This window comes from Streptomyces sp. URMC 127 (genome assembly GCF_051386535.1).
Lineage (GTDB): Bacteria > Actinomycetota > Actinomycetes > Streptomycetales > Streptomycetaceae > Streptomyces.
On sequence record NZ_JBPQTW010000002.1, the window covers coordinates 134,476 to 150,096 of the forward strand.

Genomic DNA, 15,621 nt, shown 5'->3' on the forward strand with positions numbered 1-15,621 from the left:
GCCTTCTCCCTGGAAGGTGACTGCCGTGACCGAGAAGGACACACCCTCGTCGAACCCGTCCGGCGGGTTACGGCTCCTGCTCGCCCGGATCGACCTGACCGCCGGCCTGTCCAGTCTGCCTGTTGTGGGCCCCCAGGTGCCGAAGGACCTCGACGTCCGGGTGACGGGACTCCGTTTCGGCGTCGCGAACCGCCTGTTGGTCCTGGCAGACGTCCAGAAGGTGAACGCCTTGCTGGGGGCGGGCGGGCAGAGCTCCCGTCTGCGCTTGCCCGACGCCCGGTGGACGGGCAAGACCCAGCTCGGTCTCAGCGTGGAACTCGGCGGCAGGCCGCTGCAGCTGAACACCCCGGACGGCTCCGGCCCACCGCCGGCGGAGAAGGGCAGCGAGAAGACGAAGCAGGCGGAGTCCGGGCAGAACGCCATGAGCGACGCGACCGGACAGGGCGGACAGGCCGGTCAGAGCGGTCAGCAGGGCACCGCCGGCATCACCGGCACCGCCTGGTATTCGGTGGACCGGACCCTCGGCCCGGTCCGCCTCGACCGCCTCGGCGTGCGCTACACCGACAACACCGTATGGCTGGTGACCGACGCCGGCCTCGACATCGGCGGGCTCAAACTCTCCGGCCGTGGCATGGCCCTGGGCATCCCGCTGGAGAACCCCGCAAAGGTCGTTCCCCGGCTGGAAGGCCTGGGTATCGGATTCTCCCGCCCTCCCGTCGAGATCTCCGGTGCCTTCCTCAACCAGGAACGGAAGGGCTATCTCGTCTCCCTGCTGGGCGCTGCCGTGCTCAAGCTGCCGACCCTCAGCCTCAGCGCCGTCGGCGGCTACGCCCAGCGCGAGCATCAGCAACCATCGCTGTTCGTCTTCGGCCAGCTCGCTTTCGCCGAGGGGCAGGGGGTCGGTCCGCCACCGTTCCGGGTCACCGGGGCGGCCGCCGGGTTCGGGTACAACAGCAGCGTCCGCGTGCCCGACATCACCGAAGTCGACGCGTTCCCCCTGATGCCGGGAGGAGCAGGCGACGCCGACACCACGGATGCGATGGCGCTCCTGGACACCCTGATCTCCGGGAAGGCCGGCAAAGACAGCAAGAACGGCAAAGACGGCAAGGACAGCAAGAACCCTCAGGAGAACACCAAAGGCAGCAAGACCGGGACGGGCGGATGGATCCGCGAGGCGCCGGGCCGGATCTGGCTCGCCGCCGGAGTGCGGTTCGACTCGTTCCAGTTCGTCCACAGCCGGGCCCTGGCCCTCGGCGATTTCGGCTTCGAGGGCGAGAAGAACTTCACCCTGGCCCTGCTCGGCCGCTCGGCAGCTGACTTCCCGCTCCGTTCCACCGGCGCGTCCCGCTACGCCCACGTCGAACTGAGCATCAAGGCGTCCTACGAGTCGGCCGAGGACGCACTGAAGGTCGCCGCTCGCATCGAGCCGGGCTCCTATCTGGTGCACCCCTCCTGCAAGCTGAGCGGTGACGCCGCCTTCTCCATGTGGTTCGGCAACAACAGGCAGCACGCCGGGGACTTCGTACTCACCGCGGGCGGCTATCACCCCAAATACCCGGTGCCTTCCCACTATCCGAAGGCGGACCGGCTCAAGCTGGAATGGAGCTGGGGGCCGGTCTCCTTACGCGGCGCGTGCTACGCCGCGCTCACCCCGTCGGCGTTCATGGTCGGGGCCGAACTGGACGTGTCGTTCCACGCGAGCCCGATCAGTGCCTGGTGCCGGGCCGCTCTGGACGCCTTGATCCAGTGGGATCCGTTCTCGTTCCGGGTGACCGTCTCGGTGAGCATCGGCGTCCGCATCGACATCGCGATCCCGATCAGCATGGAGATCGGCGTCGACCTCGACCTGTGGGGGCCGCCCACCGGTGGCATCGCGCGCGTCCATGTCATCGCAGGCTGGAACTTCGAGATCCGCTTCGGTGAGGACCCGCCGTCGTCGCCCGCATGGCTGCCGTGGAAGGACTTCACCGACCGCATGCTGCCCGGCCCCGTGGCGCAGATCTCCGCCGAGAAGGGACGGCTTCCTGCCAGGCCCGTCTCCGGCGTGGGCGGCAGCAGCAAGAAATCGGGAGAACCGGAGACCTGGGAGATGTCCCCGGACGGCTTCACCGTCCTGACCCGGACCACCGTCCCCGCCCAGCAGGTGCGCCTCGTCGACGTACAGGGCAAGGACCGGGCGCCGAGCGGGTCCACCGACGGCTCGACCCTGTCCGTCCGGCCCGTCGGCGCGACGGGTGCCCGTTCCACCCACCGCATCACCGTACAGCGCGACGGCAAGCCGTTCGACCCCGAGGCCGACGGCTGGACCGTCGACCTCGTGCGCGGCAACGTCCCTCTCGGGCTCTGGGGCGTTCCCCTCAAGGCCGCCGGCACGGCCCCACCGGACCCCGGCCCCGGCAACGAGACCATCTACAGGGTCACCGGTACCCGGATCACCGCCCACCGCCCCGCCCCGTCGGCCGATCCACTGGTGACCTCCGAACTCCAAGTGGGCCACGAAACCGTCGGCCACCCGCAGGTCCCGCTGACCGCCGGGAAACCCGACGGCACAGCACCCGCCTGCCCCGGCACCACACGCGCCGACCTGGCGGCCCACCTCGCCACGGACCGGACCAAACGCGCCGAGCTCGCCCAGGCCCTGGCCGACGACCTCGTCGCACCACCCGGCGCCCGGACCCTCACCGACGACCTGCCCGCCTACGCCCGCACGCTCTGGTCCCAGCTGCGCACCGACCCGATGCAGCTCGATTCGGCGAAGGACTGAAGCCCATGGACCGCACCCTGTCGTTGCACGACAGCTGGAAAGGCGTCAGCACGGGTGACTACGCCGTCACTCTCGACCACACGGTGGACGGCACGGAGGGCACCGGAGGCCGGATCGAGCAGACGTTCACGGCGACCCAGCGGTTCGCCGTCCGTGGAATGCGCTTCACCCTTGCGGCCGACCAGGTGCACGCGGTGTATCCCACGCCCGGCTCGACCGGCGAGTACGGCAACGACCTGGCGCACCTGGTCCTGACCCAGGCTGTCATCCCCTGGACACGCCCGGTCGGCACCGGCACGGGCGCTGCCCCCTGGCTGGCGCTGCTGCTCTTCACCGAGGCCGAGCTGCCCCCCGATCCGGCCACCGGCCTGACCACCCGGTCCCGTCCCCTCACCGAACTGCTTCCCGGTACCGGGCACCGACAGCCTCCGGGCGTCCTGGTGCCCGACCTCCCGGCCGAGTCCCTGCCTCCCGGTCTTACGACCTGTCTCACCATCGACGTGCCCGCGACCGTGTTCGCGGACGTCACCCCCCGCCTGAGCGAACTGGACCGGCTCTGCCACGTACGCCGCGTGGCTCCCGACGGCACCCATGGCCACGGTGGGGACTACGCCGTCGTGCTCGGCAACCGGCTGCCGCGTACCCCCGGCCGCTACACCGCTCATCTCGTCTCCCTCGAAGGCTTCGCCGATCACCTCGACGGCAAGCTGCCGCTCCTCCTGCCCGACAAGAGCGAAGCGAAATCCGTACGCCTGGTGTCCTTGTGGTCCTGGTCGTTCACCGCGGCCAAGGAGACGCGGCCGAGCTTCCTGTCCGTAGCACGGAACGTTCTCACCGCCAGCAAGGACCGGTTCCCGCTGTGCTTGAAGGCCCCCCGCCTCGGCTCCGGCGACCTGCACGACCACATCGAACGGCGGCTGCACCGCGGGTACGTCCCCGTGACCCATCAACTGCCGACGGGGGAGCGGACCCTCTCCTGGTACCGCGGCCCCTTCTCCCCGGTCGTTCCGCCCGAACCGCCCGGCGGCGGGAAGACCCTCACTTCGGAGGCCCAAGCACTGATCTCACTGCCCCGCTACGGCACCTTCGACATCAGCTACGCGTCCGCCTTCGCCCTCGGCAGAGTGCTGGCCCTCGCCAACGCGGACATCGCCCGGTCCGTCGCCGGCCTGCGCTCCGCCACGCAGCACGCCGGCCTGCGGCTGACCAAACTGATCGCCCAGGGCGTGCTGACGGCGGACGACGATCTCGCCCGGCTGACGGACTTCACGGGGGCCACAGCCCCCGGCACCGCCCTCCCCGAGGCACTCCGCTTGGCCGGCGCGGCGCGCACGGGCTTCGAGCAATTGCTCCGCGACGGCGGATACGACCGGGCCACGACCCCTGCCGGGTCCGCCGTCGGGGGCTACGCCGAGGAGCCCACGCCCGAGTCCGCCCCGGGTACCGGGAGCCGGCCCGGGGCACCCCCGCCGCACCCCATGCCCTCCCCGCCGGGCGCCGCACTGCTCACCGGCGTGATCGAGGACCAGATCCGCCACCTCACGCGAGCCGGCCTCGCCCCCGACAAGCTCCTGGCCGCCGTACCGTTCGACCACCTCGTCCCCGACGCAAGGATGCTGCCGCCGGAGAGCCTGCGCTTCTTCCACCTCGACCCGTACTGGGTCGCGGCGCTGACCGCAGGAGCCACCAGCCTGGGCCTGAGCACCAGCCTGGACCTGGCGCTCCACCACGAGGCCACCACGCGCCTGGTCCAGGACGCGCCACTCCCCGTCGCCGGGATGCTGCTCCGGTCACGGCTGCACCGCGACTGGCCCGGAGCGACCGTCATTGCCCGGTCGGGTACCGGGAACAAGGCCACCGACGTCCTCGCGGGCCCGCCACAGGTCCTGGCCCCCGACCTCCTCCTCGTCCTGTTCACCGCCCTGCCCACCACCGTGGCCATCCGCCAGCCGCCCCAGGTCCCGCACTTCGGCCTCGACGGCGAGAACACCATCGACCTGCGCTGCCTGATCGACGGCCCCGAGGGCAAGACCGGCCAGTCCATGAAGAGCGGCCGCACACTGGACGACATCGGTGGTCTGCTGCGCACCCGCCACGGCACCGGCACCCGGGAAGTGCTCGCCATCAACGAGAAGGGCATCCGGTCCCTCGCCACCGACCTGCGAGACGCCCTGAAGCGGAGCCCGAACCCCCAGTGGACCTCCCCGGCCCCGCTCACCGCCGCAGCACTCGGCCTGCAACTCCTCAACACCCCCGGCCAACTGGTCATCGGCACACCGCTGCCGGACACCGCTTGACCCGTCCCACGACGCAGAAAGGACCGGCCTGCCCATGCCGGGAGACCCCCAAGCACTCGTCGTCCCCGTGGAAGTGTCGGCACTGGCCGTCACCGACCAGATGGTGGCCCACACGCCGTTCCGCCGCTGGGAGCCGAAGTTCTACCGCCGCGCACCGCGCGTCAGCCCGGAGCCGGACCCGTTACGGTCCTTCACGGGCCTCACCAAGCCCTCCGACCAGGGCGTCTACCTCCACTGGGAACTGCCCGCGGCCCTCACACGCGGCCGCGTGGACCTCACCGGACCACGCCCGCAGGACATCGTGTTCCCGCTGATCCCCAACCGCTGGCTGGTCGTCCGGCACTTCCGCAAGGACGCCGACCCCACGGCACCACCCGTCACGGCCGGCTGGGTCGTCGAGAGCGACAACCTGACGAACGGCACTTCCCACTTCCTGCACAACGGAACATCGACGAAGATCGGCCGACGCCACGACCTGTCCACCGCCCCCTGGCAGGAACCCACGACGGCACCACCCCCGTTCCTGCGGGCCGACGGCCCCGGCCTGACCGACTTCACCACCTTCCAGCCGTACAACACGAACGTCGTCTCCCTGCACGACGAGTTGCCCGGTGACCTCATGACCACCCCGGGCGTCCTCAGTTACCTCGTCGTCGGCTGGCACTCGACACCCGAAGCCGACCCGCTGTCACCCGACCGGATCAAGGAACTGCTCGCCTTCCGCGGCGAGGACACCGCCCACACCACCGACCAGGACCGCTTCACCGCCGCCCTGAAGGGCCTGAACTGGCACGTGGCCGGCCTGAAGCCGGGCGAGTCCCCGCGACCGGCCCACCGCTCCCTCTACCTCGGCACCGTCCTCACCTTGCGCTGGAAGCCCGGCGACACCCCGGAGTCGGACAAGCCGCCCAACGCCCTGAAAGAGATCGACGTCGCCGTCGGGCAGAACACCGCCGACGCCCGCACGGCCCTCATCGCCCAGAACACCCCGCCCCGCGACCGGCTGCTCATCGAGGCGTTCGAGTACGGAGTCCTCGACGAACTCGACGACGCGATCGGCGACGGCGGCCGGGACGTCATGGACGACGCGTCCCACCGCACGTGGTTCCAGCCCTCCCCGGCAGGCCGCACCTGGCAAATCGTGGACCGCCCCACCCCGGAACCACACAAAGGCCTGCCGGCCCGCCGCCTGCGCACCCGCGCGGAACAGGAAGCCGAACGAGCCTGGCTGGAACGCCTCAACGAGGACCAGCACGCCTACGACGAGGCATGCCGCACCCTCGACGCACTCCGCGGACAGCTCTACGAGCTGTGGTGGGCGTCCGGACTGCCGGAACGCCCCACGGCACCCGCCGACTTCGACACCCCCTGCGCCCAGCAGCTCGACCCGGCCCGGCAGGACCCCTTCGACTCCACCAAAGCCAGCCTGGCCGCACGCGTCAAGAAACAGATGACGCTCTGCTTCGGCGACGGCGGACCCGAGCACGGCACCGGCGGCCTGCGGTCGAAAGTCCCGCACGGCAGGGACCCCGCGGCCTTCGCGGCGAGCATCACCGCCTACGCCACGGCACACCACCTGGCCGCCGACCGCGAGCTCAAATGCGTCCCCCACCCCGTCCGCCACCGGCCGACGGACCCCGTGGTCATCCTCCGCGGCCCCGGCACCACCGTCCCGCTCCCACGGACGGCCTCACTGCCGTGCCGCACCCCCGACCGGCTGCTGGCCGAGCTGGGCACACACGGCCGGCCGTTGCGACCTCCGACGCCGGGCACCAAGCCGGCGTACTTCCCCCAGCTCGCCGCCGCCCTGCCGTGGGCCTCGCTCGGCGACGTCTTCACCGAATTCCTCGTCCTGCAGGAGATCGCCGCCCTGGTCCGTGCAGGCGGTGGAGCGGCCCCGCGGGACCCGCTCGGCAAGGCCGCCCAGGACAAGGGGATCACCGCGGCCGACGGCACCGGCCGCACCGCCCTCTGGCCCGAGTTCTCACAGCCGTGGCGGCAGCCATGGGCACCCCTGTACCTCCTGTGGGAGGCCGAGTGCTACCCCCTGCCGTTCGTCACCCCCGGCTCGGGGAACCCCACTGCCCACTGGACGTTCGACGGGCGGCAGCACAGGTGGAACGGCACGGGCGCACAGCCGTACCAGATGATCAGCGGCAAGGCCCGGCTCACCCCGCTGCCGGCCTTCGCGCTGCGCGGCCGCATCAAGGAGTACCAGGAGCGCTACGGCAGCGACCACCTCGAACAGTTGCTCAAGCAGATCCACTCCCCGTCCACCGCCCAGCAGATTTCGCAGACCCTCGACGGCGTCAACGCCTGGCTCGCCCAGCGGGTCCCCGCCACCCACTTCGACACCCCGGGCGTGCCCGGCTCGGCACCGGACGCTCCCGACCCCGTCCTCGGCACGCGCACCTCGCACTTCGCACCGGTCCGGGCGGGACAGCTCGTGCTCACCCAGCTGCTCCTGGTGGACCGCTTCGGGCAGACCGTCCCCGTCATCAACGCCGGCAACCGCGACAACCGCCGCCCGATGCTGTCGGTGAGCGTCACCCCCGACTCCCTTCCCGACCCCTGCGACCACACGAAGACCAAGCTGCTCACCGCCGCCTCCGACCGCGCCGGCTACCGCTTCATCCAACTGCGGCCACGGCTCCAGCAACCCGCCCGGACCTGCTTCGAACCACTGTCCGCCCGGGACGACAACCGGCCCGTCGACACCGACGCCCTGCCCGTGACACCCGGCAACAGCCCGGTCTGCGGCTGGCTGGTCCTGGACCGCCGTGACCACTCGCTGATGGTGCACGGCTCCGACGGTGCCGCCCTCGGCGAGCTGCACGCCGCCGGCCCGCCCGGCAAGGAGAAGACCGACTGGCTCCCACTGCCCGGTTCTCCCTGGAAGGACCGCGCGGCCGTCGTCGCCCCCGGGTTCACCACCGCCCACCCCCATCTCGGCTCGTTCGTCAAGGCGGTGCTCGACGCGCCGGGCACCGCGGCCTTCCACGACCTGCGGGCCGCCGTGGACCTGGGCCTGCGGACCGTCGTCCCCCCGCCCCAGCACAGCTCCGCGCAGTGGTCACTGCTGGCCGGGCGCCCACTGGCCCTGATCCGGGCCCGCATCCGCATCGAACTCTCCGGACCACCCGTCAACAACCCGACCTGGCACGGGCTGATCAAAGGCCCCGGACCCGGCGACGGCAATGCGCTCCGCACGACCCGCTGGCCCATCCGGCTCGGCGACCCCAACCGGGCCGGCGACGGACTCATCGGCTACTACGCCGCCGACCCCACCGGCAACCCCCAAGCCACCCGCTACGACCGCCTCTACACCGCACACCGGCCCGACCGGACGGAATCCACTCTCCTCCACCCGGTCGACGCCTCCGCGGACCCCGCCGTGGTGGCCGCACCCCGCCCGGACCTCACCACCGCGCCCGTCCCCGGAGCCCCTCCCACTCCACCCGCCCAAGGCACCGCCGCCTGGGTCACGCTGCTCGCCGACCCGTGGGCGGCCGTGCACGCGCACACCGGGATCCTCCCCGTCACCACCCTGCGCCTCCCGGAACCGTACCTCTACGGACCCCTGCACCAGCTGGCGTTGCACCTGCGTACCGGCCCCCTGCTGACCAGGATCGAAACCGTCCCCGACGTGCCCGGAAACGACAACCGGCCGCCCGGCCCGGTCGTCGCGCTGCCCCGGCCGTCCGCCTGGACCGGCACATGGGCCTGGGCCGAGCACACGCCCCCCACCGCCCCCAAGCCCTGGCTGCGACTACCCCTCGGCGGCCTCAGCACCGCTGTCCGTCCACCCGACGCCACCCCCGAAGCACACACCGGTTACCTCGTCCTCTCGCCGCCCTCCGAAGGGACACCATGACCCCGCCACCGCCCACCACATCCCAACCGCCGGTGTGCTCACTGGAGACGTCCACCGCGGGCATCCTCCACATCGGTCCCGCTCACCGGATCCGGGAGAGCGAACTGCGCATCGTCGTCAGCAACCCCGGCCGGCACGCCCTGGCCTGCGACAAGATCATGCTGACCATGCCGGTCGGCAAGGGCGCGGACGACGTGTCGGACGCGCCGGACCAGCTGCGACTGTCCGCAGAAGCCGATGCCTGGGCATTGACCAGCGTGGGGAACGGCCGCTTCGAACTCGTACCGACCGGGCCCGGCGCCGCGGGCCGGCTGGAGCCCGGCGCCCGCCTCGTCCTGCCCCTGACCGGCGTCAATCCCAACAGCCTGCCGGGCGCGGCGCTCCTCACCACCGACGTCCACTGGCGAACGGACACCACCACCCACCTCGAGACGGCCGGATTCCGCATGCTGAAGGCCGACCGGACGGACTACATCAGCAGCTTCACCGCGAGCGCGAGCGGCATCGACAGAGGCCATACCGTCACCCTGACGTGGAAGGGCCGCCCGAAGGCAGGCCGGCCGCCCTACTGGCTGTACATCGGAACCAAGCTGCCGCAGAAAGTCGATCAGGCACCCCACATGGACGCCGACGGCAACGGCCGCTTCGGACCACTCACACTCACCGAGACGACGGCCTTCATGCTGCTCGTCGAGACCAAAGACGCGGGCGGTGCCCTGACCTACGGCAAGACCCTCGCCGTCACCGTCCGCAACCCCGACCTCGTGGTGGGCGAGCTCTCCAGCAACGGCACGGTGATGCTGATGGGCAAGCCGACCTCGCTGCTGAACACGCTGTCCGGAGACAAGGCCTTCGCCCGGACCTACACCGCGAGCACCGACGGGATGATCGCAGCCTGCCTGGAACGCGGCGACGGCAGTGCCCCCGCCAACCTGACCGCCGTCGTCAGCGCGCCCGGCGGTAGCGGCGGCGCCGGCCACACCACACGCGCCTGCGCGCGGACCCTCAAATCACCCGAGAACGCCCTCGTGCCCGTCCCCAAGGGAGCCACCGTCGAACTCGGCGTCAACGCCGAGTCCGGCACCTATGCCGCCCAGCTCACCTGGTATCCGATGGGCGTCGGCACCCTCACCCCCTCCACCTGACGCACCGTCGATCCGCGCATCCCACCCGTCCCCGCCCGGAGGAGAGTCCCATGACCCAAGCCCGAAAGGCGATCACATCGGCGCTGACCCTGCCCGCCGCCGGCGCCTCCGCCGCCACCAGCTATCTCTTCCAGGGCACGTTCGCCATGCCCTACACCGCGAGCGACGGAGGATGGAAGCCGAGCAGCCCGACCGGCCTGCCGCAGCACGTCTCAGCACTGTGGCAGGGCCTGGCCGGAACCGCAGGCCACCGCCCCTACACCGCGTCGTTCACGGCACAGGGCGAGATCTACTTCCTGCGCCCCGGCCATCTCGTCCGCTACAGCATCGACAAGGGCCAGGTCGAGAGCGACCCCGGGGCCAAGCCCGAGAACACGTTCAAACTCGCGCCGGAATTCCTCAACAACCTCAGCGCCGCCATGGACGCGAACGGCGGAGTCTACCTGTTCAGCGGCACCGACTACGCGTTCTGCCGCCTGAGCACCGGCAAGCCGCAGAAGACCGGCAAGCTCAGCGCACCGGGCCTGTCGCACGTGGACGCCGCGCTCTGGCCGAAGGGCAGCACCACCGGCTTCCTCTTCTGCGGTGAGTCGTACGCAACGTGCACGGCGGACGCCGACGGCACGCTGAAGACCGGCAGCACAACGCACCCCATCGCCGGCACCTGGCCCACGCCGCCGCTCGGACGGCCGCGCATGGTGGCTCTGCTGTCCAGCTCGAACACGAGGGAGGACGGCCTCGCCACCATCGTGCACACCGACATCGACCTCAGCACGGACACCCACCCCGCGCAGCCGGCCACGACCCCGTCGTGGGGCGGCGGATCGAGCGGACCCAGGGGCTCCATCGCCGTCGGGCCGGACGGCTGGCACGCCTACATGATCAGCGGGGACGCCAAGCTCTTCGCCATGGACCTGCGCAAGGCCACCAAGGCACCGGACGCGGTTATCCGGGCCGTACGCATCGCGGACTACATGAAGGCGGGCGGCCGCATCGAGACCGACTACGCGGCGCTCTCCCCCCTGGGCACCACGCTGTGGGTGACGGACCAGTACTACGAGAAGACCAAGCCGGCCCACGTGATCCGCGTGGCGGACGTGAGCGCCATCGACACGGCGAACCCGACCGTGAAGGAGATCGACCCGCAGGCACGCACGTCGGGCATCACCTTCTCCCCGAACGGCGAGCACGTATTCGTCATCCACTGGCAGGGCAACGACGACGGCAAGGACGACGGCGTCCTGGAGATCGACGCAGCCGAGCGCACGATCATCCGTGACTACAAGGCCAAGAACCTGGGCGGAGGCATCGCCGTCTCCCGGGACAGCAGCCAGATCTACACCCAGGCAGGGGCCGGTGCGACCAAGATCCTGAAGATCAACACGAGGGTGGATCCCCCCACCGTGACCACGCCCGTCAGCATCCCCGTCTGGCGGCTCGCGATGACACCGGACCGCGAACGGATCTGCATGCCCGCTTCGCACGACAGCGCGGTCATCATCCTGCACATCAAGGACGACACCACGATCACCGTCAAGATCCCGGACGCGGAAACCCCGCACAGCGTCGCCATCGACCCCAACGGCCGCTACGCCTACGTCACCGACGCGCTGAAGACCGCCGTCTGGATCATCGACCTGGACACCGAGAAGTGCACCGGATCGATTGCGATCGACCAGAAGGACGCCAAGGGCCGCGGCTTCTTCCAGATCGGCCTCGGCTGGGACTGGACCTGACCCGATGACCGCGCCGCACCTCGGCTACGACCTGACCACCGACCCTGCCCCGCTCGCCGTGAGCGTGGCAGGGCAGGACAACCCACCTGCCTCGATGACGCTCGCAGTGACCAACGACAGGCCCCCGGTGGTGTGCGACACCATCACCGTCCACCTCCCCGTGGGCACGGGACCCGGACACCTCGTCCAGGCGAAGGACGCCGATCGCATCCAGGTGGACCATCCAGCGGGCTGGGACGCGGTGCCGGTCAAGTCCACCCCGGGGAAGTTCGAACTCGCCCCCTCCGACGAGACCGCGGCCCGGATCCTGCACGGAACGAAACTCGAGTTCACGTTTTCCCAGATCCAGGTGAACTCCGAGCCCGGTGCCGTGGAGATCGCCGTCACGGAGAAGCTGGACGGAAGCTCTCCGGCGCAACAGACCACCGTCTCCTGCGCCAAGGCCCCCGGCGGCCTCAAGCTGCACAGCTTCCGCCCGCGGCGGCAGGTGGTCCGGTCCGGTACCCGGGCCCAACTCGTGTGGACCTACGTCCCCGCGGCCGGCGCCTCTCTCGACCTGCAGTACGTGGACGCCCTGACCGGCCTGTTCACCAGGGACCCGGTCGACAAGATCGGCAACTACGAGGTGACGCTGTACGCGGACACGGCCTTCGTCCTGCACGGCTACCTCGGCGATCGCGACGCCCCGAAGGTCAGCTACCTCATGCACACGTACGTCACGGTCTCCGAGCCGTACGTCCACGCCCACGACCTGACCGCGCAGCAGGCCGTCTCCCTGCTGGGCCGGTTCCGGCCGCACACCCCGCAACCCCGGCTCGACCCGCCGCCCTCCACCACCAGCGTCCACTCGTCGACCACCTGGACGGCCGGGACGGATGGCCTGCTCACCGGCTCGGTCCGGACGTTCTTCGCCGGGACCAACGCCCAGCTGCAGGTCACCGTGACACCCCCCAAGGGCACCGGCGGCGATCCGCACACCGCGTACGTGTACTGCGCCGACGAGACCGACCCCCGGGTGTACGCGCCGGGCCCCGGCCTCTGCGTCCCCGTCCCCGAGGGCAGTTCAGTGGAAATCGACTGGGACCTGGTGAGGACGGCGGACTTCGTCAGCACACCCAAGAACGCTCACGCCCAGCTCTTCGCGACGGCTCTGGACTGGCACCCGTGGGGGACGGGCGGGCTGGTCCCGGCCTCCGGCGGCGCCGGCTGACGAGATCTTGCCCCACCCACGGCAGGGTCCGGCCGGGCTGCGGCCGCCGTCCCCTGCCGGGACCGACCCGGAAGGCATGTGATGACCTCCGAATCAGGCCGCCTGCGAGTCAACCTCCGGATTCAGGAGGAGGGCTGGCGCCCGGACTACCCGTACGACACGGAGGAGGCCAAGGAAGAGAACGCCGCAAGGGACGAGAACGACCTCGGAAAGCCCAAGAAGTCCCTTCCCAACGTCGACATGTCACGACACCACATCATCCCCTGGGAATTCATCAAGGTCTGCTGGAACCAGACGGCCGAGGCGTACTACCGCGACGACGACGTGAAGGTCCCGAGGCAACTCCAAAAGTTCCTGAAGTTGTTGGGCAGTACGATCGACGATCTGAAGTTCCGCCCACCTCCCCGGCCGGAAGTGAGGGAGGAACTGAAGAAACTCGTCGACGCGCTCCGGAGGAAAACCGTTTGCCATGATCCTGACACCGAAAACCTCAAGGGCGCTTTCGAGCTGCTGGCCACCATGCTCTGCTGGACACCGGGAAACCTCGTCACGGGGCCGACTTGGTCGGGAGAGGATTGGAATAAGAAACGGGTCAAAGGGTTTCGGATCGACGACCCAGGAGATTCGATCGAACCGCACCTCGGGGACACGATCAAGGATCCGGTGGCAAGCGCAGCCATCAGGCGGATCAAGCAGCCCGTGGAAATGATCGTCTTGAACGGCGAGAGAGAGAATCCGGATCTCCAGGGCCACCTTGAGCTCTTCTACCGCCACCTCGGAACCCTGTCAGTACAAGGCGGAAAGTACCTCCCGCAAAGTGTGCAGGAGGCGGACTGGAGGCATATCGAGCCGGGGACGGTGTGCCGCTTGCCCGGTGGCTCCTTCCTGCGGACCGCAGCAGGCATTGCGGCCGCGGAGAAAGCTCCGAACCTGGTGAACGGGACCGGCAGGGTCCTCCGTGAGGTGATGACCCGAAGGCAGATGAAGGCGAGGCGGGCGTTGGCGCTGTCCGTGCAGGAAGGCTCTCAGGAACGCTCTCCGGCGCAGAGGGGAGACCTCGACACGAGCGTCAGGATCGGGGGTACGGAGTTCACTCTGAGGACCGTCACCAAGAGCGCCCTCCGCACCGAGCGCCGGCTCGCTGTCACCGGAGTCGACATGGGTAAGGTCCTCCAGTGCATCGCGGAACAGCGGAACCGGCTCATTCCTGACAAGGCGAGCGGTTCCCTGGACGTCCCGGACTTCGTCAGGAGCCTCAAACTCCAGCAACTGTCCGTCGTGGCCGAAGCCGGCCCCGGAGGATGGGAGGCGTGGCAGTTCACCGCCGCAGCGGAAGCCGCACTCGCCGGAGTGACCGTGGACATGGCCATCTATCTGGAGTGCATCAAAGGCGCGCATTTCGGCCTCGGGGCGCTCTTCGCCTGCCAGGACAAGACGGACAAGGACGCACTACCCATGTACTTCGGCGGGGACTTCTCCAAAAGCGGCCCGGACTGGGAACTGGGGGCCAGGGGCGGTCCCTACGACCTCTCCGGCCTCGTCAGGGCGCTGGGCATCAATGCCGAACACCTGCCGCCCGAACTGGCGAAACTCATCCCCGAGACCGTCGAAGCAGAACTACGGTGCCGCTTCACGTCCACCGGCACCGAGCTCCTGGTGATGGCCGGAACAGCACATGTCCAAGTCGCCGTCGTCGGTCTCAGCGGATGAACGACATGCGCTGTCCCTACCGCCGTTTCGCATATCCGCCATCGGACCGGGCAAGACCGGGCAAGACCGGCCAAGGCCGGCATGGTCGGCCAGCGGTCCCCCGTGGTTACGACCGGTCGGCGCCCCGGTGGGAGCGGGTTGGTAGAGGGCTGTCAGGAAGGCGGCCAAGGTGTCGGCCGCCTCCGCAGCGCGCGTGGTGGGGGCGTGGTCGGCGGGCTTGCCCGGCACCCAGTTGGTGACGATCCAGGGCCGTGGAAAACGCGCTCGGAGGCCTCACCAAGGCGCTGAGGGACGGGGACCCGCAGCGGAAGGTGCGGGGCGAGGGTCGGTAGCCAGGCATGCTCCTTGCGCAGCAGCGCATCGGCGGACGGTGTTGCCTAGGGCAACCGGACGGCGAGGTCGTCGCGAGCATCCATAGCTGGTTGTCCCAACCGCGCGCGCCGAGCCTCACTGGGCGATCGGCCAAGTCTGGGGTAGGTTCCGGATCAACTGCGCGGTGATCTCGATCTCGCTGTGAGTCATGCGGAGCAACCGCAGTCGGGCGGTTGGCCGCCCCAGAAAGACTGACCGGCGACATCAAGTGAGACAGCTGTGCGGAAGTGTTGCTGACAGGCAACGTCAACTGAGACTCCGTCGAGATTCCTCTCACCTGCCCTTGCATCACCGCTGGTCACAAGCTCGACAACCGCCAAGATCAACTGAGGCGGGACATTTGGGCTCACCTGATTCCTTCCGAACGATCGCGGGGCCGCCGGTGGCGCCCACGGCATTGTTCGAGTGGTGGGGGCCGATGTCTCCGTCGAGCCGGGCCCCCGAGGCCTTGCGTTGGACCGCGTGGGCAGCCCTCACCACGACGGTGCGTGGCCGAGCTCGACGAACGAGGGC

The 15,621-nt window shown here is 69.9% G+C and carries 7 protein-coding genes and 1 pseudogene; 7 read left to right on the forward strand and 1 reads right to left on the reverse strand.

The window, feature by feature from the left end; translation table 11 throughout:
• Nucleotides 1-25: 25 nt before the first annotated feature.
• The 7 genes from ACSNOH_RS01490 (at nucleotide 26) to ACSNOH_RS01520 (ending at nucleotide 14,736) form a co-directional block, all read left to right on the forward strand.
• Nucleotides 26-2,764, forward strand: coding sequence for a DUF6603 domain-containing protein (locus ACSNOH_RS01490; RefSeq protein ID WP_436719290.1), 2,739 nt, complete (start codon nucleotides 26-28; stop codon nucleotides 2,762-2,764).
• A gap of 5 nt (nucleotides 2,765-2,769) precedes the next feature.
• Nucleotides 2,770-5,061, forward strand: a complete 2,292-nt coding sequence (locus tag ACSNOH_RS01495) for a hypothetical protein (protein ID WP_436719291.1) — start codon at nucleotides 2,770-2,772, stop codon at nucleotides 5,059-5,061.
• 34 nt (nucleotides 5,062-5,095) lie between these two features.
• Entirely contained in the window at nucleotides 5,096-8,935 is a 3,840-nt protein-coding gene (locus ACSNOH_RS01500) for a hypothetical protein (protein ID WP_436719292.1), read from the forward strand.
• Nucleotides 8,932-10,080, forward strand: coding sequence for a hypothetical protein (locus ACSNOH_RS01505; RefSeq protein ID WP_436719293.1), 1,149 nt, complete (start codon nucleotides 8,932-8,934; stop codon nucleotides 10,078-10,080). Before ACSNOH_RS01500 ends, ACSNOH_RS01505 begins: the two co-directional genes overlap by 4 nt.
• A 50-nt stretch (nucleotides 10,081-10,130) precedes the next feature.
• The gene (locus ACSNOH_RS01510) at nucleotides 10,131-11,816 is read left to right on the forward strand and encodes a hypothetical protein (RefSeq protein ID WP_436719294.1); all 1,686 of its coding nucleotides are present in this window, start codon (nucleotides 10,131-10,133) and stop codon (nucleotides 11,814-11,816) included.
• Between the two features lie 4 nt (nucleotides 11,817-11,820).
• Complete coding sequence (locus ACSNOH_RS01515; protein ID WP_436719295.1) at nucleotides 11,821-13,026, forward strand: hypothetical protein; 1,206 nt, start codon at nucleotides 11,821-11,823, stop codon at nucleotides 13,024-13,026.
• Between the two features lie 81 nt (nucleotides 13,027-13,107).
• Entirely contained in the window at nucleotides 13,108-14,736 is a 1,629-nt protein-coding gene (locus ACSNOH_RS01520; RefSeq protein ID WP_436719296.1) for a hypothetical protein, read from the forward strand.
• 78 nt (nucleotides 14,737-14,814) lie between these two features.
• Here ACSNOH_RS01520 and ACSNOH_RS01525 read toward each other — a convergent pair.
• Nucleotides 14,815-15,258: pseudogene (locus ACSNOH_RS01525) on the reverse strand (phosphotransferase); the annotation flags it as partial.
• Between the last annotated feature and the right edge of the window lie 363 nt (nucleotides 15,259-15,621).